Here is a 22704-nt window from a genome sequence, read left to right on the forward strand (position 1 = left end):
CTGACGTCTATACACGCGTTCTTAAGCGGACGTTAAGAAAAGACCGCTCGGTGAACGTCGAGTGGCCACGTGTTGCAGACTGCATCTGATGTCGACATCTGTAAACCCGTTGAACGAGCCGTTATATAGCGGTACATTATCCGTGTCACACACAGGTGGCGGCTTCCGACGAACGGTTGGTACGGGCAGTGCGATGACAAGTGGCGCAGTAAATCCTTGGATAACGATCGAGACGTTGACGCCCGAGGCGATGTCGGTGGCGTCGGTGGGGGACGCACCGCGTGGATTCGCCGACTGGCAGCGAGTACTGCAGCGGCTGATGGCGCGGACCCCGGCGCTCTACGACAGCCTCAAAACCCGGAGCCTGATCGATGCGATCCGGGCGGCGCGCGACGAGGCCGAGGACGTGGATCTGACGCTCGGGACCGGTTCGGGTCCGCACGCGCTGCGGATACGACCGGTATTCGGGCCAGGTGGCGATGTGCACGCTGTGCGTTTGTGGATGGGTTCCGCCGCGGCGACCTGTCCGGAACTACCGCCCGCGGTGGGGGCGATCTGGGACCTCGATACGCAGACCATTCAGCAGCCGATCGGTGCGACCCGGCTGACCGGGAACTCGGCCGAGCAACATGTGCCGGTGATGTCGATCGCCGAGTTGTTCCATCGGATCTCGGCCTTCAATCGACATGCCGAGGTCCTGGATCTGCTCTACAGTCCGAAGGCCGGTGACAAGCTCCAGTTCGAGGTCACGGTGACCGATGGGCCCGAGCGGCCGGGACGGTGGCGTATCAGTATCCGGGCCCGCGACGACGCTCGCACGCACGGCGCGTGGTTGTTGATCGAGGATGTCACCTCGGACAATGAGCTGTCGGAGTGGCCGACCCTGGAGCGGGTCGGATTGCGCGAGGCCCACCGCCGGGCCGGAACCCATCTCGCGATCGTCCAGACCGAGCGCGCCAGCATCTCGCACTGGCTCACGGATCCGGCGCCCTGGATTCGATGGGACTATCTGTTCCGGCCGGTGGATGTCTTCCATCCGGATGACCGCGTCCGATTGATGGCGCTCAGCGATCGGCTGCAGTCCGGTGATACGGCGGGTGTCACGGTGCGAGCGCTCAACTACGGCGGCGGTTACACGCCGACGTCGCTGCTGCTTTATCCGTATCCGGGCTATCCGAGTCGGCAACTCGCGATCGCCCAGTTGGTGCGTGTCGCCGATGACATGCCGATGCTGGAATCCGGGCGCAACGCGCTGGAAACCCCGCAGGGGCAGGCGCCGATCGGGTACGACGATCAGCTGCAGTATCGGCTCGCACATCGCTTGAAACGTAGCCCTGTGTACTGACCTGCTGTCCCCAATGTTGGGAACGATGGCGGCGGCTGGAAATGATGGTGCTCTCTACCATTTCGGGAGTGCGGACAATGGTTGGCAGATCGACGGATTCGGGCGATGAATTACTTCGCCGAATGGTCGCACGCCGCCGCCGCGACAATGTGATCGTCGCGGTGCTCGCGGTGCTGGCAGTACTCGGTGGCGGGCACGCGATCCTCGATTTCTTCGCCTCGGACCCGCCGCCCCCATCCGACAGTGCGACGCCCGCGACCATCGGCCGCGCGCAATTGGCCGGCTCCTTCGCCCAGCAGTTCATTGTGACCTACTTGAGTTCTGTTGCCGGACAACAGGATCGGCTCGGTGAATATGTCGGAGCCAGTGCGCAGCAGATCACCTTGCCCTCGACGGCCCGGCAGGTATCCGATCCTGCCGTGGTGTACGTATCGCGCGTGGGGAGCTTCGACACACTCGAGGTCTGGTCGGTGACCGTATCGGTCAAAGTCGGCAAATCCGCTCCGACCGCCAGCAGTGCTTCCGGCACCGCCACCGCCAACAACAGCACCGGCGCTGACACCCGCCAGTTCTATCGGGTCGGGGTATCGGTTCTCAACGGTCGACTGCGGGCGCTCGCGCTGCCAGCCTTGGTCGAGCCGCCCAGCCGAGGTGCCGACCTGGCGCAGGCATACTCCTCGCCGTGTACGGCGGATACGCCGCTCGCGCAAGTGGCTTCGGGCTTTCTGGCCACCTATCTGACGGGTAATGGCGATGTAGGCCGGTACGTCACTCTGGACGCCGGCATCGCCGCGCTGCGCCCGGCTCCGTTCACCGCCGTGGAGACCGTCGCGGTCACCTCGGACGACAACAGTTGTGGCACAGCGCGTACGCACGCGCAGGTGCTCGTCACCGTCAATCCCAAGGCCGACGGCGGGGCGGTCGCGACGCTCGCCTATCCGCTGACCATGGTCCGCGACGGTGGCCAGTGGCAGGTGCAGTCGGTCGATGCCGTACCCGCGATGACCAACCCGCCTGCCGTGATCGCCGACCAGCAGAACTCGCGCGCAAGTGCGCCAAGCTCGACGACCTCGCTGCCGTCGACGACGGTGCAGATTCCGCGGGCTACCCAGAACTGATACGAAAGAGGCACGGCCATGGGTAATTTGAGCGCCATCCTGTACAACATCCTGATCTTCGTCCGCTGGGCGGGCCTGATCCTGATCACCATCCTGAGCATGGGTGTGCTGATATCCGAGGCGGCCAAATCCAAGCTGTCGCCCGCGAAAATCCTCGCCGTCGCCGGATCGGCGCTGCTGGCCGCGGTCCTGTTCTGGATACTCCCGACACTGGTCAACTACGCGCGCACCGACTCCAACATCGTGGTCCCCGATCACCCCATCGGTGGCTATCGATGAGTCAACAGGTGATCAAGGTCTTCACGCCGATCAAGCGGGTTCCCACCATGATCGGCAAGGCCCAGAACGGGCAGAAGCTGCCCTTCGGGCCGTACACGCTGCCGCAGGTCGCGGGAGCAGTGGTGTTGATGGTGATCACCTCGGTATGCGCGATGGTATTTCCGGTCAATCCGGCGGTCACCTTCCTGGTCGGGTTGGTGCTGACGATCGGGGTCGTCTTCGCCATCGGACTGGTGCCGTATACCGGTGTACGAATGACTTCGCGGGCGCTGTGGGCGGGGCGGCTCATCGTATTTCGCAAGCCGGTGTCCGCATCAGGTATGCCGGTCAACGCCGATTCGGCGCGTCACACCATGTTCATCGAAGAGTCCGTCGTCCTGGTCCTGCCGGATAGTCCGACAAAGGCGGTGGAGAGCGCGAAACCCGATATCCGGTTGGTCGATGTGATCGGTGTCGGCGGCAGCGGGACGGATCTGCGCAACTGGATCAACGGCAACGGTGGCCCAGCATCGGAAGGGAGCCGCTGAATGGCGTTCGGACGAGATCTACAGCCCACCGCCGCGATTCGCGGAAATCTGCAATTCACGCACTCGGGTCTGGTCACCGCGACCTACTTCATCAATCCGCTCGGCTACGGATTGCGCAAGGCGAGTGACAAATATGACGTGAAGATGGCCCACCATGCGCTGATCAACAGCTTGCCGAGCGGTTCTTTGCTGCTCGGTATCCAGGCGCGGCTGAATACGATCGATGTGTTGACCAAAATGGTGGAGGGCGTCGATCTCGACGAATGTGAGGATTACGCCGACGAGGTGGTCGCCTCGTATGAACGAGTCCGTGCGATCGCGCCGCAGACCCGGATATTCCTGCTGACAATTCCGGTCGGCACGGCCAATTCGGGTATTTCGGCGCTGTCGCGGATGTGGCGTGGCAGCACCACAACGATCGACGCGACCGCCATCTCACGCGCGGACCTGGATGCCTACGACGATAAGGCGAACGAGATCCTGTCCCGGATCGGCGGCGATTTCGATCCGGTTCCGGTGCCCGCGGCGCTTTTCCAGTGGCTGTGGGAGCACTACCTGTCGCGCGGCGCGGCGGGCGATCCGGTGGCACCGACCCGGGTGGGTGCGCTGGACGACGCGACGGCGGCGGTGTTTTCCTCCGCGGCGCTGGACGAGGGCGCCCAAGCCGACAGTAACCGGCGGATTCGGCCATCGTTTGTTCCGGTGATCAAGATCGTTCAACCGGATTACGAGTATCGCCCGTCCTATCAGGCGATGCTCACTCCGCATTCCTTCCCGTACGCGGGCATGCGATTTCCCGGTGGCAGCGAATTCTTGAATGTGTTGGAGGGCCTCGGCGACGTCACGGTCGACTGGGGGATGCGGGTGTCGACCAAGCCCGCGGACCAGGTGCTGAAGAACAATGAGCTGAGCCTGCGCCGGCTCGGTGAGCAGATGGACCAGCGCGACCAGGAAGTGTCGTTCGCGCAGAACACGCTGACCTCGAAGGCACAGATGCTGGGCGAATACAACCAGCATTTCGAGGTCAACGGCGGTGAATCGGAGGTGTCCTTCACGACCGTCATCGCCATCGGTGGCCCTTCGCGTGAGATCACGATGGATGCGGTCAATAACCTCAAACGCCGCTACAAGCGATTCCAGGTCGATATGACGGCCCCGCTCGGCACCCAGGTCGATCTGTGGTCGATGCTGGTCCCGGGCAGTCCGCAGCGGCGCGCGTTCGACGATTTCGCGCATATCGTGCCCTCGGATATGTGGTCGGGTTTCGTCCCGTTCATCACCAGTCAGATCGGCGACGACAGTGGCCCGGTGATCGGGATCAACCTTTTATCCGGTCAATACGAGCCGATCCACTTCGGCATCATGGAGGCCGCACTGCACGATCTGTCCGCTTCGTTCGCGGTCACCGGTGAACTCGGGTCGGGCAAATCCTATTTCCTGAAGCTCATGGCGGCGCTCGTACACGATATGGGCGGGCAATTCCTGGCCATCGACCGCAGTCAGGTCGGGGAATGGGCGCATTTCGCCGCGGCGATCGATAACGCCGTCGTCATCGATTTGGCGAATCCAACGGTGTCACTGGACCCGCTGCGCATGTTCGAACCCAGAATCGCCGGCGAGCGTGCGCTCGACTCGATCCTGCCGCTGCTGGATCTGTCGCCGACCTCGGGTGCGGGCGCCGCCGCGAGCAATCTGCTGACCGCCCGCGGCATTGCCGAACATGGCATCCGCAGTTTGCTGGATTTGTTCCATGTCGTGCGGCGACTGCGTGATCAGCCCGGCCATCAGGAGGAGTACGCCGACTTGGCCGCGCGCCTCGGCACGGTTGTCGAGCGCGTGCCGGTGCTGTTCGACCCATCGCTGAAACCATTGCGACTCAATGCCGCCGCCACGGTCATCCGCAGCCACCAACTCGCGCTGCCGACCGCGGAAGAGCTCACCACCCCGCATCTGTACAACCGCTTGCCGCTGACGAAACGACTCGGAACCGCACTCTACGAACTCGTCGGTGTAGCTGCCCGAGAGGCATTCCTCACCGATAACGGCAGGTTCGGGCTGCTGGTGGGTGATGAGGCGCACCACTTCACGCAGACCCAGGTCGGATCCGCGGTCACGTCGGACTTCAGCCGTGACGGCCGTAAACATCTGGCTGCGATAGGGCTGGCCTCGCATGATCCGGCAACCGATTTCCAGGGCGCTGCGCACAATCTCATCCCGAACCGGTTCGTTTTCCGCCAGCGCGACGAGACCTTGGCGCGCAACAGTTTGGAATGGCTCGGCGTCGATTTGGAGGAAGCGCCGTTTTTGCTGCAGGTCTTGCGCGAGGAGACCTCCCCGCCGGTCGGTACCGGCCGTCAGGTGCCCGAGGAACGCCGCGGTGAGATGTTCATGCGTGACGCGCTCAACCGGATCGGCCGCGGCAAGGTGCTCGGACCGGCTCGGATCGATCGAGCCACCGCGATTACCAGCACGCCGACTTCCGGAGTGGCCGCGCGTACCGCTGCTGCTGAGAGACAGGCAGTCCGGTGAGATTCGGTACCGGTCGCGATGATCGACGAGGATTGTCCGACTTCGGAATGGCGGAAGAATCGGAGCTATTCGATCCGGTTCGATGGCGCCCGTCAGCGATATTCCGGCGATGTCGCAAGTGGATCGGCGCGACGCGCCGTCGGCGCTGGACCACATGGACGATTATCGCTCTTGTCGTGCTATTCCTCTGTCCGGGCATCATGGCGGTGCTGGCCACGGCGCAAACCGGCACCGGGACAGTATCCGCGCCTAATAGTGCGCTGAGCTGGATGCGCGTCAAAGATTCCTCGGGTGTGGAACTTTCGAGTTACCTGTTCGCCACCAATCGCGGCGGTGTGCTGAACCCGGGAAATCTCGTAATGTCGTTCCTGATCATCGTGCTGTTCGCCATCTGGCTTGTCATAACGGTCACCGCGATCTGGCTGCCCACCGATACCCTGGACTTCGGGTGGCTGACCGTCGTCAGCAAGCCGCTGGAGGGTGTGGCCCACAGCCTGTCGGGGCAGATCGCGACACCGATCATGCTGCTGACTTTCGTGGCGATCGGCGCGATTCCGGTTGGCGTATTCATTGTGCGCGGCTATTTTTCCAAGGCCTCGATGCAGGTCGTGATGATGGTGGGGGTAGCGATACTCGGGCCGCTCTTCTTGGCCGAGCCGCTTGCGGAGGTACTGGCGCCGGACGGACTGCTGGCGCAGGGGCGGAATCTGGGTATTTCGGTGGCGGCCGGTTTGAACGGCAATAGCAATCCGAATCCGAATCAATTGATCCAGACGATGCAGGCCGATATGGCGGACAACTTCGCGCGAAGTCCGTTGCAGGTGTGGAACTTCGGGCATGTAGTCGACGACCGGGCGTCGTGCCGGGCGGCGTGGTCGGCCGGTGTCATGGCCGGTGACGAGGACCGGGTCAAGAACGGGATGAAGTCGTGCGGGGACAGCGCCGCCTATTCGGCGGCCGATAACCCGAGCGTCGGTCAAATCGGCGCCGGAATTCTACTGCTGCTGTCCGGTACGGTGCTATTGCTTTTCGGCGCATACCTGGCCATCAAGGTCATCTGGGCCGCGCTCGATTCGATCTATTACGGCTTCATGACGATATTCGGATTCGCCGCCGGCGGATTCGTATATGGGCCGACGCAGACGTTCACCATTCGATGTGTTGTGCACGGATTCGTTTCGGCCGGGCGCATGGCTGTGTTCGTCATATTCCTCGGCGTCTATGAGCTGTTTCTCGGCGATCTGTTCCGTCAGGCGCGCGGCCAGGTCATGTCTGTATTCGTCATCATGGCGATTGTGGAAATCGTCGCCATCTTCCAGTTGAAGCGACTCAACGCGGGTCTGGAGAAGGGTAACGACTGGATTGCGAACCGGTTCGCGCTGGCCATTCAGAATGGCGGAGCCAGAGCCGGGGCGGGTGGCGGTGGTGGTGGCGGGACCGCTCTCGGTATGGGGCAATTCGGCACGAGCCACAAGATGGGGGGTATGGGGTTGATGGCGCTGATGGGTGGCGCGAGCACGCTTGCCAACTCGCCATTGACCGAATGGATGATGATGGGGCTGCCCGGATCGTTCCACCCGCAATCCAGGCTGAAGAAGGCAATTACGGAAGCACAGGGAGGTGTGTGGGCCGAGGACGGGCGTTTCGGTGGGCGTTTCGGCTGGTATTCGCAGTCCTACATGAACCGCGAACTCTTTGCGGCTAATGCTGGCGCGGAAGCTGGAGCATACGGCGGTTTGGACTCGTTCCTGGGCAATGCCGCAGCAGTGCAAGGCGTTATCGACGTCGGTGGCACTGCGGCCGATGCGTACGGGGCCATGATCGGTTCCGGTGCGCGAAATGAGGAAAGGGCGCGACTCGCGGCACGTTCGCGTGCGACCATCGCCGGGGCTGCTGCCAACGAACCACTTCAGGATCGCGACCTGGCGTTCTTGGCTGCCGCATTGCGGCACACCCAGAATTCGGCACGCCTGCTGATCAATGGCAACGGCACTGCCGAGGAGGTCGCGGCCAATATGGGGACCCTGCAGCAGGCGGCCCGGGAGTTCCGCCGAGTCAGGGCGGGCGGCGTTACTCTGGCCGATAACGTCGATCCATATTTTTCGCACGTGAATTACGTCGAGGAGTACATGAATAATGGCCGTGCCCGTCATGCCAACTATGATCCTGATGCGGCGCGAGCGAAGATGGAGGCGCTCAATGATGTGATAAACAACGGTGCCTCCGGATATGTCCGTGGCAGCGGGACCGCCGAAAGGGATAGGCTGTTCGATGCCGGTGTCGATGAGACAACGGCGGATCGTATGAAGCAGTGGGTTATGAACGAGCATGCGAAGGACGCGCAGAGGGACACCCAACGGCTGATTGATAACGTGGCTGATCCAGAGGCAATTCGTGATCTCCGGGATACGGTCTACCAGGCTGTTCGAACAGAACATTTGGCCGCGGGTCGTACCGGCGATCTGTCGAATACAGTGACGCCACGCGGAACAAATCCGAATCATCCCAGCTGGGCAAGGACACTGAGTCAGGTCGATCGGCTGCTGCGGAATTAGGTCTACACCTCGGAAAGGTAAAATCGCCCGTCCTTTGCGGAGAGGTATTCGATGATCGGTCGGCTCATGTTCCTCGCTATGGTTCCCGCCTGGGCGTGGTTGTTGCTGGCGGTGGTATCCGGACTCGGCTCGCTTCTCGTCATCATGGTGCTCGTGGTCGGCGGAACGACATCGGCCATCTCAGCCGACCTGCACTACCAGTGCGACAGTGCGGTCGGTCCCGATCCGTCGCAGACCGAGACCTCCACCCCCCGCACGACCGCTGCTTCCAGTTCGGGGGCAGGCGCTGCGCCCTCGACCGCACCTACCGCCAACCCCTACGCGGAATTGACTGTGGCACCGGATGATACGACCGCCTCCGACTGGCAGCGCGCCTGCGCGAGTGCGATCCACACCGCGCCGTATCAGTTGCCGCCGCTGCAGACGACCATGAGCGGATTGCTCGGAGACTGTGCTCGCGAATTGGCCATCAATCACGCGCTGAAAGCGTCGGCGGGAAGTGCCGACGGTGCGCCGAGTGGTGCCTCGAGTGCGGCAGGGCTGACGCGGGATGTGATCTATCAGGCCTCGGCCGCCGCGGTGACCGGGCATTGCGATCCGACGGCGCAACCACCGGACGACACCGAGCCGGTGGCACCGCCCGTGAGGGGTACGTCGGCGCAGCCGGGATCGGCGGCGGTCGCATGTGGGCAATCGTCGAGTATCGGGAAAGCGGTGATCGTGCTTCCGAAGACCATCGCGGCCCAGGCCGCATGCGGGCAGCGGGTCGATCCCGCCGCCGTGTCGGAGGGTGATCTGGTCTTCTGGGATTACCGCAGCAACGCGCCTACTCGGACCGGAATCGCCCTCGGCGCAACACAAGTCATGACTTATGATCCATACTCCGGACGGTTCGTCGAGCAGTCGATGCCGACCGGCCGCGACGTCCGCGTCAAGCGAGTGCTAGGGGGTGGGTCGTGACTAGCGCCGAGGTCTGGCCTGCGGATTATCAGGTCGAAGTTGTCGATGAGCAGACCGAAGGTGCTGGCGACGAGGGGGATTCACCATCCGGTCCGGTAACGCCGTGGTCGGGAAAGCAAGAGCAAAAGACCAAACCGCGCACCGGCACCGGCCCGGCGAATCCCGGAACCGGTACGTCGCCTGGGCAGAACGGTTCTTCACCGGCACCAGCGCAGAATGGCGCACCCGCTACACCGCAGGGGCAGGCGGGGCAGGGCGGGTCCAGTCCGGGTTCGGGTGCGGTGCCGCAGGGGAATGTTGTGGCGCCGCCGGGTCAGGCGGCGGGTCAGCCGAGTCAGCCGCCTGCTGCGCAACCACCGCCGCAGGCACAGGCGGCGCCTGCCGAGGCTGAGCCGTTGGTGGATCCTGATGCGGTGGCGGCGTTGGCGCCGGCGGCGCTTTCGGCCGGGACGATGGCGTTGGGTATGTTGCCGATGCTGGCCTCAGCGTTGGCGGGGTTGGGTTCCGGTGGTGGAAACGGTGGCGGTGGCACCGGTACCAGCACCGGTACCGGTACCGGTTCTGGTGGTGCGGACGCCGATGGGTCCGGGGGTGGGTTGTCGCCGGAGGCGCAGAAGGCGTTGCAGGCGTTGAAGTTACTCGCCGCTGTCTACGGTGACGGCAAAACCGATGACCCGGAGGTCAAACAACTGCGGCAGCAGTTGGGGATCAACGGGACCGGTTCGGGGGCGACCGCGATCAAAGCGCGGCAGTTGTTCCAGCGCAACGCCGCGACCGCGTTCAACAACCTCGACAACCAATTGGGCTCCTACATCACAGGTTTGGCCGGTAACCACAAGGTCGACAAGAAAGCGGTCACCGCGCTCATCCGTGAGGTCAACGTCGCCCTGGCCGAACTCGGCCCCCAGGCCTACACCAAGGCCGGACGCGAGAAGGTCCACCAAATCCTCACCAACGCACTACAAAAAGCCAGCCAAATCGTCACCGGCAGCAACGCCAGCGCCAGCGACACGGCAAATGCCATCAACCGGCTCACCAATCAGTACCTCTACAACATCGCCGGAAAGAAATACGCGGGCGCGGCAGCTGGTACGTCAGCGGCCGCTCAGAAGGCGATCCAGGTCGCCTTGGCTCAACTGGGTGATCCATATGTGTGGGGTGCCGAAGGTCCGAACTCGTTCGACTGCTCCGGGCTGATGCAATATGCCGCGGCTCAGGCGGGTGTGAATATCCCGCGCGTGGCCTCCGCCCAGTACCAACAGCTGCCGAAGGTCAACCCGGCCGATATCCGACCAGGTGACTTGATCTTCCCCGATTCAGAGTTCAATAACGGAAGTCCTGGCCACGTCATGATGTACATCGGGAACGGTCAATGTGTCGAAGCGCCGCATACCGGAGATGTGGTGAAGGTGATCAATCTGCCGCGCAGCTATCACGCCAGCCGATGGTCGTAGCGGCCAGCTGCTGAAGCCGGCCTCTCCAGCTCAGTAGCCGACGTAGTGCCCGCCACCGTGCATCGACTGGATACCGGGCACATTGCTGACCGAACCGTAGCGGTCGATGGCGTACCGCACGCCCGCGATGATGTTGTCGACCGGATTCCAGATATCGCGATGGCCCGGTAGCGCGTAGGCGTTGAAGGTGGGGTCGATGGTCTGCATCAGCCCCTTGGATGGAGTTCCCTTGGCCGCGTTGCTGTCCCAGAGATTGATCGCATTCGGATCGCCCGCGGATTCGTGCTGGATGATCGCGGCGATATCGGCGGGATTGATGTGCCGAGTGTCGTAGCCATTGGCGGCCAGGATGCGCAGGGCGTCATTGATCCACTGACCCTGCCGACCAGACGGGCGGGTGCGCGGCGGACGGGCAGTGGATCCCCCGGTGCTCGGCTGGGCTCGCCGTGGCGGTTGCCGGGTCGGGCGAGCGTTCTGCAGGAACCGGTCGGCAAGTGCGGCAACCTTATCCGCGGTGATCGCGGCTGCGGACTGCCCCTGTCCGAGGACAGCGCCTGCACGCTGTAGCGCATTGCTGAGTGTGGTGATCAGCATCTGACGGCCCGCGGTGGTGTCGGCGACACCGCCGAGTGCGGTCATTGCCGTATTCACTTCGGCGACGATGCCATCGATGGCCGCTCGGCCTTGGATCGTGCTATCCGCGGCACCGCCGAGCAGACGGCCGAGCTCGGCGTTCAATGATTGTGTCGATTGTCCGCGTTGTGTGGTCTCGTGATTATTCGCCGCGTACCGGTCGCCCGATTCGCCGGGCCATGAGGTCGATTGTCCGGACCCGAGCCCGGGCGGTGCATACGGCTGGCCGGTATCGGCGGTGGGGTTGGCATTGCCGTACTGCGCGGCCATGGATGCCAGCGCACCGAGCGCCGCTGCGGCATACGGCGCGCTCGAACCGAATCCGGCGAGTGCGTCGGGGCGAGCGACGGCGGGCGATCCGGCTGCGGTGGTACCGGATTCGGCGATAGGCGCTCCGGTCGGCCCGCGCGTGGCCGCGGTTGCGGCGGGCGGCTGTGCGATCGCGGCGGGAGTTCCGGTCGGTGCCCGGGTCTGACTGCGCCGTGCCGCGTTCCGACGCGGCGCGGAGGTCGTTGTGCCGGGCCGGGCCTCGTGTGCGTTGTCGAGGCTCGGATCCGGTGTATCCCGCTGCGGCGGCGGCATCAGTAGGGCTCATACGATCGGCCGCTGCGTACCGCCTTGACGCCCGGCACATTACTGACCGAACCGTATCGGCTTATCGCGTAGCGGACCCCGGCGACGATATTGTCGACCGGGTTGTAGATATTCTTATGTCCGGCTGCGGCGTACTGGTTGAAGGTCGGGCCGATGGTCTGCATGAGCCCGATCGAGGGGGTACCCGCGGCAGCATTGCTGTCGTAGTTGTTGGTGGCACTGGGATTGCCGCCCGATTCGTACTGGATGATGATCGCGATGGCCTGCGGATCGATCGTGCTGATGTCGTAGCCCAACTGCTGTAGTACCTGCAGTGCCTGCTTGATCCAGTCACCGACGGTGCCGCCGGGCATCTGGCCGCTGGTGCCGCCCGAATATTTCTTTCCGGCGATGTTGTAGAGGTACTGGTTGGTGAGCCGATTGATGGCACTGGCGGTACTTTTCGCGCTGGCGTTGCTGCCGGTGACGATTTGGCTGGCTTTTTGTAGTGCGGTGGTGAGGATTTGGTGGACCTTCTCGCGTCCGGCCTTGGTGTAGGCCTGGGGGCCGAGTTCGGCCAGGGCGACGTTGACCTCACGGATGAGCGCGGTGACCGCTTTCTTGTCGACCTTGTGGTTACCGGCCAAACCGGTGATGTAGGAACCCAATTGGTTGTCGAGGTTGTTGAACGCGGTCGCGGCGTTTTTCTGGAACAACTGCCGCGCCTTGATCGCGGTCGCTCCCGAACCGGTCCCGTTGATCCCCAACTGCTGCCGCAGTTGTTTGACCTCCGGATCATCGGTCTTCCCGTCACCATAAACAGCAGCAAGCAACTTCAACGCCTGCAACGCCTTCTGCGCCTCCGGCGACAACCCACCCCCAGACCCATCCGTATCGGCACCATCAGAACCCGACCTGGTCCCGGCACCGCTGCCCCCGCCACCGTTTCCGCCACCGGAACCCAACCCCGCCAACGCTGAGGCCAGCATCGGCAACATACCCAACGCCATCGTCCCGGCCGAGAGCGCCGCAGGCGCCAACGCCGCCACCGCATTCGGATCCACCAAAGGCGGTGCAGGCTCAGCAGGCGCAGCCTGGACCTGACTCGGCGCCGACTGTCCCGCCGGAGCGGGCTGTGCCGTGCCAGCCGGAGGGGCCTGAGTTGTGCCTGCCGGAGTCGTCACCGTGCCTGCGGGACCGGAGTGACCGGTGCCCGAACCGGCAGGCGAGGCGCCGGAATTCGCCCCCTGGGCAGCTGTTCCCGGCGGTGCCGCATTGGTCCCCTGGTTCGCCGGTGCCGATCCGTTCTGGCTCGGTGTCGCCGGTTGGCCGGATGCGGACGGGTTCGTGCGTCGTCGCCGGTTCGACCAGGGAGTTACCGGCGTGGACGGTCCCGGCTCGGCATTGTCACCATCGGGCGGCTGCTCGACGGCGATCTCCGCCTCGGCGCTCGTCACCACGCACCGCCGAGTGCCCGACACACTCGTACTCGAGTGACCGGCGATGCCGAAAGCCCGAGCGCCAGGCCGTGGAGGTGCATCCGGTGTTTCCTCCTGTGTCGATCGCCCGGCAGACCGGAACACGGCAATGGCCACGGCAATTCGCGCATGTCAGTGCACGACCTACTGGCATCAATCCTGACTCGTTCGGTGCACCCCTCAGGTTCCCACTGTTGGGAATCCTCAACAATGAGGAGGTCGATAGACCGTCCACGCATGGTCGTCAACGATCTATTGCGGGTAGGTGCGCGCGACATCGGATAGGTGATCACATGGGTTTCAGTTTGTTCGGCCTCAGCGGGAAAGACCTGGCTATCGGCGGGGTCACCGCCGCATTCTCCATGATTCCTGGCGCTGGTGTGGTCCTCGGTCCGCTCGCTGGTGCTGCGACGAGCGCGATTTGGAGCAAGGCGGAGGGTAAGGATTGGGACGAGGCGATCGAGGGGGGACTGGTCGACGGCCTCTTGGGTGCGCTTCCCGGCGGTAAACTCGCGGGCGGTGCCCTCAGGACACTGGCGAAGGGAGGGGCCGGGAAGGTGGCCAAGTTGGGCCTACAGAAAGGCGCTGCGAAGATTCTGTACGGTGGTGCGAAGGGGTCGGCCAAAGCAGCAATCACGAAGGGTGCCGCGACGACTTGGGGGGAACGAAGTGTCAAGGCATTAGGGCGTGGCTTGGGCGCTGCGTATATGAACAAACTGTACGATTCGATGACGGCATCCTCCACGCCCGGTATTGACGAGCTACCCATCAGGCTCATCTCGTAACGGATCCGGCTGAGGAGCAGCTCCTTGACAATTCATATTCACCCAATGTGGATGCCTGATCGCTCTCAGATGACGGATCCAAAGTATGCGCAGTATAGGCCGCTGGACCCAACGATAGATTGGTACCTGAATCTGCCCAAGACGTTCCAGGGTTATTTCGACAGTTGCGGCAACGGCGACGAGAATAAGGGCAGCCCCCCGGAGATGCCGCCGCCCCCCCAGGTGAAAAACCATGCGGAGTTGGCCGGAATCCCGAACTACGGGAAAACAGCAGCAAGCCTGAGTCAAACGGCCGCTCTGATCGATGACTCGGCCAAGGCGATTGCGCCGCTGGCCAAGAAGACCGAGGCCATCTCCATTGCCGCGCAGAAGGCCGTCAATGCCGGAATCGACATGATCACCAACGCTGCCCCGACTTTGCCTAAACCGGGGATGAAGGAAGATCAGCACATCTACGAGTTCTGCAATGAGGCGATCCAGTCTGTCGCTAATGCTTTCGACGAGGCCTCCAACGCGAACAAGGATGTCAAAGATGGTGCCGACAAGGAGACCGAGAAGCTCAAAGAGCTGGAAGACGAGATCAAGAAGCTCCAGCAGGAGAACGCGGATCTGAAGAAGAAGCTCTTGGACCCGCCGACCGTCCCCCAAGTGCCGACGACTCCGACGACGCCTGGTACCGACCCTGGCCAGGTCACTCCCATCGACGACGGTTCCCAGGTCCCCGGGTTGAACGATCTCAATCCGACCACTCCCGGCGTCGATACCGGAACCACCCCGACCGGTTCCTCGCTCGATGACAAGGTGCAGAAGGCGCTCGACGACCTGAACAACAGCGCGGCGAATCCGAGTACCGCCACACCGGCTTCGGTGCCGGATGCGGCCGCCGCATCACCGGCGAACTCCGGTATGGACATGATGAGCTCGATGCTGCCGATGTTGATGGCGCAGATGATGAACCGCGGCCAGGCCGACACCGATCTGAACAGTCGGCGCGCCGAATACGACCCGTACGAGGACGAACTCCGCGCTGTCCCCGCGGCCGTCGCACCTGCCCAACCTGCCGTGCAGCAGCCCGCGACCAGCACGCCGGCACCCGCGACGAATACCGCGCCACCGGCGAATTCGTCGTCCACGCAGCCGACGACCGGTATGCCGGGCCGCACACCGAACTCCGACGGAACTGTCGTGTACACCTTCCCGGACGGTCGGACTCAGAAGGTATCCGCCACTGTCGCACAGGCTTTGGATGCGGCGTTCGGCAACGCCAGCGGCACCGATGCCCAGGCGGCATACGCGAAGACCCCGGCGAAGTGGTCGGACAAGAAGCAGATCGGCACCGCAGTCGATCCGTATCAGTTGATGACCGGCGATGTCGCGGTCTGGGACGGGCGCACCGCGATCGTGGTGGCCTTCCCCGCCGACGACGGCGGCACACTGGAGGTCGTGGTCAACGGTCAGCTCAAACAGTTCACTCCGACGCAAATGTCCGATAATGCTGGGGAATTCGGCCAATTCGTCGGATTCAGCCATCCGAACGGTATCGACGCGACCGCGCCGGAGGACCACGATCAAGGCAAGATGTCGGGTATGCCCGTCACCGGCGATCCATCGGCGGGTGCGGCCATGCCCGCGGTGGCCGCTCCGGCGTGATCGTGAGCCGGATGGTGAGAGGAGGAGGCGATGCCGCTGAATGTCGACCCGGCGCAACTCGTCGATGTGGCCGCGAAGCTGGCCGCGCTGGCGCGTGACACCGGCGCCGGATTGCCGAACGGCTGGGTGCAGCCCGCAGGTGCCGACCCGATCTCCGGGACACATGTACCACGGCTCAACGCCCAGGCCGCGTCGCTGTTCAATGGTGTGCTCGGCGTGCTCAACGAGGTCCAGCGCCACGCGCACCACATCGGCGGCGCGGCAACCGATTACACCACCACCGATGACGAGGGTGCGCGCATTATCAATGGCAGCGGCGCCGAGATCCTCGCCAATCCGGTTGGTGATGTGCAGGAATTCGGTCTCCGGCAACCACCGACCTTCACCTTGCCTGCGGCTACAGGATCGGTCGACCCGCTCACTTTCGCAAAGCAGTTGCACACCGGTCCGGGGCCTGGTCCGGCGACCAGTTTCGCGGCCGATATCCGCAAGTACACCGGTGGTTTCCACGTCGCCGCCACCGAAGGCGTCGACGGTGCGGCCACGCTGATGCAGAACTGGACGCCGGTCGGCACCACGGTGGCCGAGCACCTCACCGAGCATCGGAATTGGCTGGGGCAACTCGGCGCCGGATTGGGCGCGCTGGCCGACAATGTCGATGCCTATAGCAACGCGTTCACCATCGCGAAGGCCAAACATCCGACACCCGAGGAGATCATCGCGGCCCGCAAACGGTTACTGGCCGCGATGAAGTCGAAAAACGAGTTGGCGATCTCGGAGGCGCTCGCCGAATTCCAGGAGCAGAACGCCCGCTCGGCTGAGGCGATCACCGGCTACACCACGACCGTCAACTCGAAGCTTCCCACCGAGGGCGGAACGAGTGGCACCGGCGGCAGCGGCAAGAGCAGCAATGGCAATGGCAGTGGCAGCGACAGCAGCATGCTGTCCCAGATGCTGCCGGCCATGATGAGCGCCATGTCCTCCGCTGCCGGCATGGCCCAGAACCAGGACACCTCTGGCACCGGCCTCGATGACGAGTACAGCGACTATGGATACGACGACCTCGGCGTCCCCAGCAGCCTAGGGTCGCTCGGTTCCGGGGGTGCGGGCAGCGCGATCTCCGGCGCCGGAATACCGGACATCTCCGGCGCGACAACCTCGGTCTCGGTGGGCGCGATGCCGATCGTCGCGACCGCGGGTGGGGCATCGAGCACCGCGGTCGGAATGCCGAGAACACCGGTTATCGAGGGATTGTCGTCCGGGGCCTCGGGCGCGGCGGCCGCCGCGCGCGGTGCCGGTGCCGGGTCCGGGATGATGCCGTACATGCCGATGTCCCCTGGTATGGGCGGTGCCGGTGGCAATGGCAACGAACGCAATCGGGTGGTCGCCTGGCATCCAGACCGATTGATGTACGTCGACGACACCCCCCATACCGAACAGGTCATCGGGGAACGGCCGACAATCGCGCCGACCGTGACACCGCCGACACCGTCGCCCGGCCAAGGCCCGACTCAATCCGGAGGTTCCGTGTGAGTGATATCCACCCCGATGTACAGGCCGCCCTCGACGCCGCCCGCGAGTTGCGGCATCGAATCGCCGACATGCGTGAGCGGATCGACGGTATCCGAGCACGTCGGCCCTCGCCCAGCGGTGCGATCATCCCCGAGGTCGATGCGATGGGCCGGCTGACCGATCTGTTTCTGGCGCCGGGCACCGTGGACCGCCTCACCAATCAGGAACTGGTCACAGAAATCATGGCGGCCATTCGAGAGAGCAGCGCTGACGCGGCACGGCAGTACCAGAGCGTGATGGAATCTGTGCCGCCGCCCGAGCCGTTCCAGTCGACCGCTTACGGACCGAAAGGGCCCTCCGGCCCGTCCGGGTCGCCCTCGGCGACAGCAGGTGCGGTGCCGTCATGACCGAACCCGGCGCGGTCACCGTTGCCGATACCGTGCGGTGGCTGCACGACGAGGGCCTGGTTCGGCTGGCCGGGGTCGCCGAACGGATGCCGAGTCTGGTCGCCGCGTACACCATCGACGTCGCGACCGGAACCGTCGTCGCCCATCCTTCGACCGGTGCGGGCGCCGGCTCGGATGTGGTGACCCTCGGCGCCGACGATCTGCCCTACCCGGTCGGCAGCGCGAAGCGGTTGGTCATCGTGGGTGTCACCACCGCCGAGGCATTACTGGTCGTCGACCTGGCGACCGCATTGACCATTGCCATCAATGCCGATCGACCAGAGCTCGCGGCTCGGGCCTGGGCGGTGCAATTGCTGCTCAACTCCGAGATCACGGTGACCACCAATAGTGCCGATGTCGCGATCGGAAACAGTCCGCGCTGCCGCCAGAGCTTCATCCCCGGCGGCGGCGCGACGATCATGAATATCGACGACGGGCGCCCGCCTATCACGACGGTTACGCTCAATCCGACCAACGAGGGTCCCGATCATCTCGATGTCGCCCCGGATGGAACCGCCGAGATGTATCTCGGCGCTCGATTCTGGCAGCTCCGCCAGATCATGAGCATCGACGATGCCGCGTGGAGCGCGCTCGCCGCGCGATTGGACGCATCCGATGAGGATCTGTCCGTGCGTAGCGCAGCGTCGAATCGTCAACCTGCCGAAAGACTTTAGGAGGGATCCCGTTGACCGAGACAGATCCGGACGAATTCGATGTGGACGAAGGGGCACCGGCTCCCGACTGGCGGAGCATGGTCTATGAAGTGTTCAATCCCGACCACACCTGCGGCGTCGCCTGCGATCGCGACGGTGAGATCGTCGGGCTGCACATCACCGACGACGCTCGTGACAACGGCGATGCCTGGTTGGCCGCGGAGATTCTGAAGCTCGCGCGCCTGGCACATCTGAAGTCCCGGGTCGGGCTGCGTGCCGAAATGGAGTACAAGGGCACGCGTCCCTACACGATCGACTCGTTCGATCTGCCCACCGAGGCCTCCTTCCGCGCCATGGTGAATGCCGAATTCGGCACCACCAGCTGATCCGAAACAACCTCTCGCAGACGGGATGCCGACATGCTGGATATAGACGAACCGCACGAAGTGAACGCTGCGGCAGGCAGATTCGCCGGAGCCATCGAAACGGTCTCGGGTCAGGTTTCCGGGACTGTCTCGGATCTGGTCCTGCACCATCGGCCCGAATCGGCACTCGACCGTTCGCTCGACGCGCACCGGCAGGAGATTGTGACGGCGTTCGATCAGGCTGTCGCGGCCAGTAACCATGGTGCGCGGATTACCCACGCCGGGACGGTGAGCACGACGAATGTCCTCGCCGACGCGGATGTGGCGGGCGGGACGGACGTCCGCCACTACGACTCGTTCTGATCATCGGATGGCGCCGGAGCACGAAAGTCCGTATTGGGAGCAGATAGTCCGGGACAAATGGCCGGAGGTGCCGCCCGGCGACTGGAGCGCGTTGGAAACCACTTCGCGTGACGGCGCCGCGGCGCTGGATACGCTCGGCGCCGAACAAGCCCGCCATGACTTCGAGAATCGAGTCCGTGCCAGCGAGGGGCTCGAACCAATAAAACAAAATATGCTGAAGCAGCGGGGTAACCCGCAAGCCTTCGCTGACGCGCTGGACGCCGCTGCCGAAATCTTCGGGTTTTTTTCCGATCTGGTCTATCGCACCCGAAACCGGATCCTCGATATCGTCGAGGATGCCACCGCCAAAATTCGTCGTGCGCAGCAGGCCGCCCAAAGCGACGAATCCGATACTGAGGCCGAACGTGAGGCCAAGTTGGCTGCCTTGGACCGCCGCGTCAAACGGATCATCGCCGAGGCTCAGGAGGAGGTCGACGATGTGGCACGGGCCGCGCAGACTTCGATCGGACCGACGATCTTGCCGAGTCTGGAGCGCCTTAAGGGTCTGCTATGGCATCCTGGGCCAACGAACTCCGGGGGGCACCATCTACCGGACGGACAGCCGGAACATCGGCCCGCGCACCAGCACCTGCCCGGCCAGCAGCACGAGGTCGGCCACCCTCCGGCCGGACCGAATCACCAGTTCCCGGCCCCGCTAGGCCACGGCCCGAAATTTGATGTGCCGGTGGGGGATCCGGTCGAGCATCATGGCTTGCCTGGGAATGGGCCGACGGATCTTCCCGTCGATTCGCCATCGCAGGGAACCCCGACGGACGCGCCGACCGCCCCGGGGATGCCGCCCGCGGTTTCGGCCCCGACCTCGACTCCGGGTGTCACCACAGGCTATGCGCCGACGATGCAGCCAGACGGTGGCGATTCAGGTGCTTCTACAACCGGCGTACCGTCGCGTGCGCCGTCGACGACCGGCTCCAGTGAATTGCAGGGGCAAGCCGACTCCGGTGCGCATGGCGAGACGGCAGGCGATACCACCGATTCCCAGCAGCATCAGGAAACCCATACAGCCGCAACCGATTCCGGTCACGGCACCGACCGAGCCGATATCACACGGGAGGCGGCGTCGACCAACTCGCCCGGGCAGATGCCGCCGATGATGCCGACGATCCTGCCACCTGCGGCGGGTTCGACTGGCATATCCGGGCCGCCATCATCGGCGCCGCCGCTGTCAGCGCAGTCCACGCCTCAAACCTCGACGCAGTCTCCGGCAGCGCAGTCGCGACCGGGGATGGAACCAAAAGTCCCACAGGTCGATTCGCGCGGGCCGGGGTCCCCGGTCCCGAAGGTATCCGCCGGCCCTACCGCGCCGGTGCCGAGCGCTGCCACCCCCGCCGCGAAATCCGGTTCGCCGCAACGCGGTCCGCAGGCCGGAGACGGGCAGCCGGACACCGGCGGCAGCGACGAACTGATTCGCGATGTCGTCGGTGGTGCGATCGTGGCCGCCGCCGCTCCGACCTTCATACTCGGCGAGCGCGTCGACGGTGATCTCGTTCTGGCGCGGACATTGCTGGGCGGTGTACTGGCCGTGGTGGATTCGTCGGTGATCGGGCTGGAGTGGGCGGTGTCGATAATGCGGCATTCCGGCGGAATCAACGCGTTCGTCGTCTCGAATGAGGGCCGCAGCTGGCTACCTGCGGGTCTGTACCTTCCGCGTGAGATTTCCACGCCTTGGATGTGGGAGGTAGCGGACCCCGCATGGGAAGGTGTGTCCGATCCAGCGCGGGTGCTTGCCGAGTTCGGCGCGGCATGGGGACGCCGGACGGGTGCCAAGGTGACTGCGATCGTATCGTCGCAGGCCATCGATCCGGGTATGCGCGCTCAACTGCGTGAGGTACCCATGGAGGGGCCGGTATCCGCCTCGTCGGCAATGGATATGAGCGCCGCGGCGGCGGGCTTGGCTGATCGGCTCGCTCTGGTAGCCGCGCCGCAGTTACTGGAGCGGGTTGGAAAGGTGCCGGCGCAGGGGATCGGATCGCGCTGCATCGACCTCGCCTGGGATGCGCATCGGCGCGTCGGACAGGCGGGTGCGCCCGACTCACTGGGGCTGCCGCACCTGCGCCAGCGGATCCTGGAGGCGATCCGGCAGCGCCGAGAGGTGCCCGGCGACTGGTGGGAGGAACTGCGTGACGCCGACGATCTGCTCGCCGCATCCATGCTGTCGCGCCGAGCCGACGTCTCCCGAGTGGCGTTGGGGGAGTTGCGATCCGACACCGACGGACGGTCGGCAACGGAGGCGATGCTGCTGCGGGCGATGGTATTCGAGCGGCGCTGTGACGAACTGGTGCTGATGCTCATCGACGAGCCGAATCGACAGCGCTTGCGCGATGCGACCTACGCTCACGGACAGATCTTCGATCATCCATTGTTCGTGGACGCGCCACGCGCACCCGCTCCGACCACGACGGCTCGGCGACCGACGATCAGTACGGGACCTACGCGTCAGTCGTAATAGTCGTCGTACTCATCGTCTTCGTAAGCGACCGGAGTTGGCTGCTCGACAGTCGTCGCTTCCGGTTCCCGCAGGCTGGGTGCGCCCGGCAGCAGATCTTCCGGATCGGGCATCCGGCCGACGATATCTTCGATCGGGCTGATGGTCTCGCTGACCTTCTGGTGCGCCAGTCGCGCTGCCTCTCTGGCAGCTTCAGTAACGGCACGGCCCAGGTCCGCCGCGGCACCACGCAGCGCGCGCGGCTCCAAGCGCACATCGGTGAGGATGCCAGACTGATCGACGGTCACCTCGACCAAACCATCCCGCGAACTAGCCGAGACGCTCATGGCGGATAACTCATCCCGCACATCGGCAAGCTGAGCTCGTTGCATTTCGTATTGCCAGTGATCCATTGGTTGCCGTCTACCTCGAGTGCCGCCTCGCCCCCAGCGCCTCTGCGCATGGTCCTCACCATATCGGTTCGCACCTCGATCGGTCATTTCCTCCGAAGAAGCACTGTTGACCAGGGCCAACGCGTAGCGGGTGTTCGCCAGCCAGTACATCATCGAGCGCAAGATCGGCTATATCCGAGTGGGTGACGGCCGAAATGCTACGGGTGACACCTTGACGGTTGCCGCGAATGCATTCGAGACGACAGACAGCGATAGCGGCGCGCAGGTGCAGCGGACGAGCCCGGACGCATGAGGCCGCGGCATCAATCCCCGAGTGCCGCTTGGCCTTCGGCGTAGTGCCCGGGCATCATCGCCGCGATATCGGCCCGAATTTTCTGCGGCCATTGCGGATTCGCGAGCTGAGCCAACAACCAGTCGACGTCGTAGCGGTCGAGGCGGGCCACCGCGAAGTACACGATATCGTCGTCGAACATGTCCGGATTTCGGACCGGATCAATGTACCCGCGCAGGTAGTCGGTGACGATGTCGCGGGCGGTGTCGATCCGCTGCTGATCGGTCATATAAACCTCCTCCGTGTGCGACAC

Annotated in this window: 21 protein-coding genes; 17 read left to right on the forward strand and 4 right to left on the reverse strand. The window is 64.2% G+C overall.

All coding sequences use genetic code 11. The features are described 5' to 3' along the window. The first annotated feature begins 193 nt into the window (after positions 1–193). The 8 genes from ACFYOW_RS42795 (at position 194) to ACFYOW_RS42830 (ending at position 10767) form a co-directional block, all read left to right on the forward strand. Positions 194–1345: a GAF domain-containing protein gene (locus ACFYOW_RS42795; protein ID WP_387296690.1), complete on the forward strand. Its 1152-nt coding sequence runs from the start codon at positions 194–196 to the stop codon at positions 1343–1345. A 122-nt stretch (positions 1346–1467) separates the two neighbouring features. Beyond that, a complete protein-coding gene (locus ACFYOW_RS42800; protein WP_387296692.1) occupies positions 1468–2463 on the forward strand; it encodes a conjugal transfer protein in 996 nt (331 codons plus the stop codon). Positions 2464–2481: 18 nt separating this feature from the next. Further along, positions 2482–2742: a hypothetical protein gene (locus tag ACFYOW_RS42805; RefSeq protein WP_062991015.1), complete on the forward strand. Its 261-nt coding sequence runs from the start codon at positions 2482–2484 to the stop codon at positions 2740–2742. Next, positions 2739–3269, forward strand: coding sequence for a hypothetical protein (locus ACFYOW_RS42810; protein WP_387296694.1), 531 nt, complete (start codon positions 2739–2741; stop codon positions 3267–3269). The genes ACFYOW_RS42805 and ACFYOW_RS42810 overlap by 4 nt, the downstream gene beginning before the upstream one ends. Continuing rightward, positions 3270–5798 (forward strand): ATP-binding protein, encoded by a 2529-nt coding sequence (locus ACFYOW_RS42815; RefSeq protein ID WP_387296696.1) that lies wholly within the window; start codon positions 3270–3272, stop codon positions 5796–5798. It begins immediately after the preceding gene. Positions 5799–5998: 200 nt separating this feature from the next. Continuing rightward, on the forward strand, positions 5999–8353 hold the full coding sequence (locus tag ACFYOW_RS42820) for a hypothetical protein (RefSeq protein ID WP_387296698.1): 2355 nt from the start codon (positions 5999–6001) through the stop codon (positions 8351–8353). 51 nt (positions 8354–8404) lie between these two features. Continuing rightward, positions 8405–9313 carry a hypothetical protein gene (locus ACFYOW_RS42825; RefSeq protein WP_387296700.1) on the forward strand — a complete coding sequence of 303 codons (909 nt, stop codon included), beginning with the start codon at positions 8405–8407 and terminating at the stop codon, positions 9311–9313. Beyond that, positions 9310–10767, forward strand: coding sequence for a C40 family peptidase (locus ACFYOW_RS42830; protein WP_387296702.1), 1458 nt, complete (start codon positions 9310–9312; stop codon positions 10765–10767). Before ACFYOW_RS42825 ends, ACFYOW_RS42830 begins: the two co-directional genes overlap by 4 nt. A 30-nt stretch (positions 10768–10797) precedes the next feature. On the opposite strand, the gene ACFYOW_RS42835 is transcribed toward ACFYOW_RS42830, so the two are convergent. Together ACFYOW_RS42835 and ACFYOW_RS42840 are read right to left on the reverse strand one after the other, a co-directional pair. Then, positions 10798–11982, reverse strand: a complete 1185-nt coding sequence (locus tag ACFYOW_RS42835) for a transglycosylase SLT domain-containing protein (RefSeq protein WP_387296704.1) — start codon at positions 11980–11982, stop codon at positions 10798–10800. Next, positions 11982–13037, reverse strand: a complete 1056-nt coding sequence (locus ACFYOW_RS42840; RefSeq protein ID WP_387296706.1) for a DUF4226 domain-containing protein — start codon at positions 13035–13037, stop codon at positions 11982–11984. Before ACFYOW_RS42840 ends, ACFYOW_RS42835 begins: the two co-directional genes overlap by 1 nt. Before the next feature lie 145 nt (positions 13038–13182). Here ACFYOW_RS42840 and ACFYOW_RS42845 point away from each other — a divergent pair, with 145 nt between their 5' ends. The 9 genes from ACFYOW_RS42845 to ACFYOW_RS42885 all read left to right on the forward strand — a co-directional run bounded on the left by ACFYOW_RS42845 (position 13183) and on the right by ACFYOW_RS42885 (position 21728). After that, positions 13183–13470 (forward strand): hypothetical protein, encoded by a 288-nt coding sequence (locus ACFYOW_RS42845; protein WP_387296708.1) that lies wholly within the window; start codon positions 13183–13185, stop codon positions 13468–13470. Between the two features lie 274 nt (positions 13471–13744). Beyond that, the gene (locus tag ACFYOW_RS42850; RefSeq protein WP_387296710.1) at positions 13745–14236 is read left to right on the forward strand and encodes a hypothetical protein; all 492 of its coding nucleotides are present in this window, start codon (positions 13745–13747) and stop codon (positions 14234–14236) included. Between the two features lie 69 nt (positions 14237–14305). After that, positions 14306–15886 carry a hypothetical protein gene (locus ACFYOW_RS42855; protein WP_387296712.1) on the forward strand — a complete coding sequence of 527 codons (1581 nt, stop codon included), beginning with the start codon at positions 14306–14308 and terminating at the stop codon, positions 15884–15886. A gap of 30 nt (positions 15887–15916) precedes the next feature. Further along, positions 15917–17419 carry a PPE domain-containing protein gene (locus ACFYOW_RS42860; protein WP_387296714.1) on the forward strand — a complete coding sequence of 501 codons (1503 nt, stop codon included), beginning with the start codon at positions 15917–15919 and terminating at the stop codon, positions 17417–17419. Beyond that, positions 17416–17805: a YbaB/EbfC family nucleoid-associated protein gene (locus ACFYOW_RS42865; protein WP_387296716.1), complete on the forward strand. Its 390-nt coding sequence runs from the start codon at positions 17416–17418 to the stop codon at positions 17803–17805. Before ACFYOW_RS42860 ends, ACFYOW_RS42865 begins: the two co-directional genes overlap by 4 nt. Next, the gene (locus tag ACFYOW_RS42870) at positions 17802–18518 is read left to right on the forward strand and encodes a hypothetical protein (protein ID WP_387296718.1); all 717 of its coding nucleotides are present in this window, start codon (positions 17802–17804) and stop codon (positions 18516–18518) included. The genes ACFYOW_RS42865 and ACFYOW_RS42870 overlap by 4 nt, the downstream gene beginning before the upstream one ends. Before the next feature lie 11 nt (positions 18519–18529). Next, positions 18530–18883: a hypothetical protein gene (locus ACFYOW_RS42875; RefSeq protein ID WP_387296720.1), complete on the forward strand. Its 354-nt coding sequence runs from the start codon at positions 18530–18532 to the stop codon at positions 18881–18883. A gap of 33 nt (positions 18884–18916) precedes the next feature. Continuing rightward, the gene (locus ACFYOW_RS42880) at positions 18917–19225 is read left to right on the forward strand and encodes a hypothetical protein (RefSeq protein WP_387296722.1); all 309 of its coding nucleotides are present in this window, start codon (positions 18917–18919) and stop codon (positions 19223–19225) included. A gap of 7 nt (positions 19226–19232) precedes the next feature. Further along, positions 19233–21728, forward strand: coding sequence for a hypothetical protein (locus tag ACFYOW_RS42885; RefSeq protein ID WP_387296724.1), 2496 nt, complete (start codon positions 19233–19235; stop codon positions 21726–21728). Here ACFYOW_RS42885 and ACFYOW_RS42890 read toward each other — a convergent pair. Next, positions 21719–22120 carry a YbaB/EbfC family nucleoid-associated protein gene (locus ACFYOW_RS42890; RefSeq protein WP_387296726.1) on the reverse strand — a complete coding sequence of 134 codons (402 nt, stop codon included), beginning with the start codon at positions 22118–22120 and terminating at the stop codon, positions 21719–21721. The genes ACFYOW_RS42885 and ACFYOW_RS42890 overlap by 10 nt on opposite strands. Before the next feature lie 302 nt (positions 22121–22422). Then, positions 22423–22680 carry a hypothetical protein gene (locus ACFYOW_RS42895; RefSeq protein ID WP_387296728.1) on the reverse strand — a complete coding sequence of 86 codons (258 nt, stop codon included), beginning with the start codon at positions 22678–22680 and terminating at the stop codon, positions 22423–22425. Between the last annotated feature and the right edge of the window lie 24 nt (positions 22681–22704).

The sequence above is a fragment of the Nocardia sp. NPDC006982 genome, from assembly GCF_042869435.1.
Lineage (GTDB): Bacteria > Actinomycetota > Actinomycetes > Mycobacteriales > Mycobacteriaceae > Nocardia.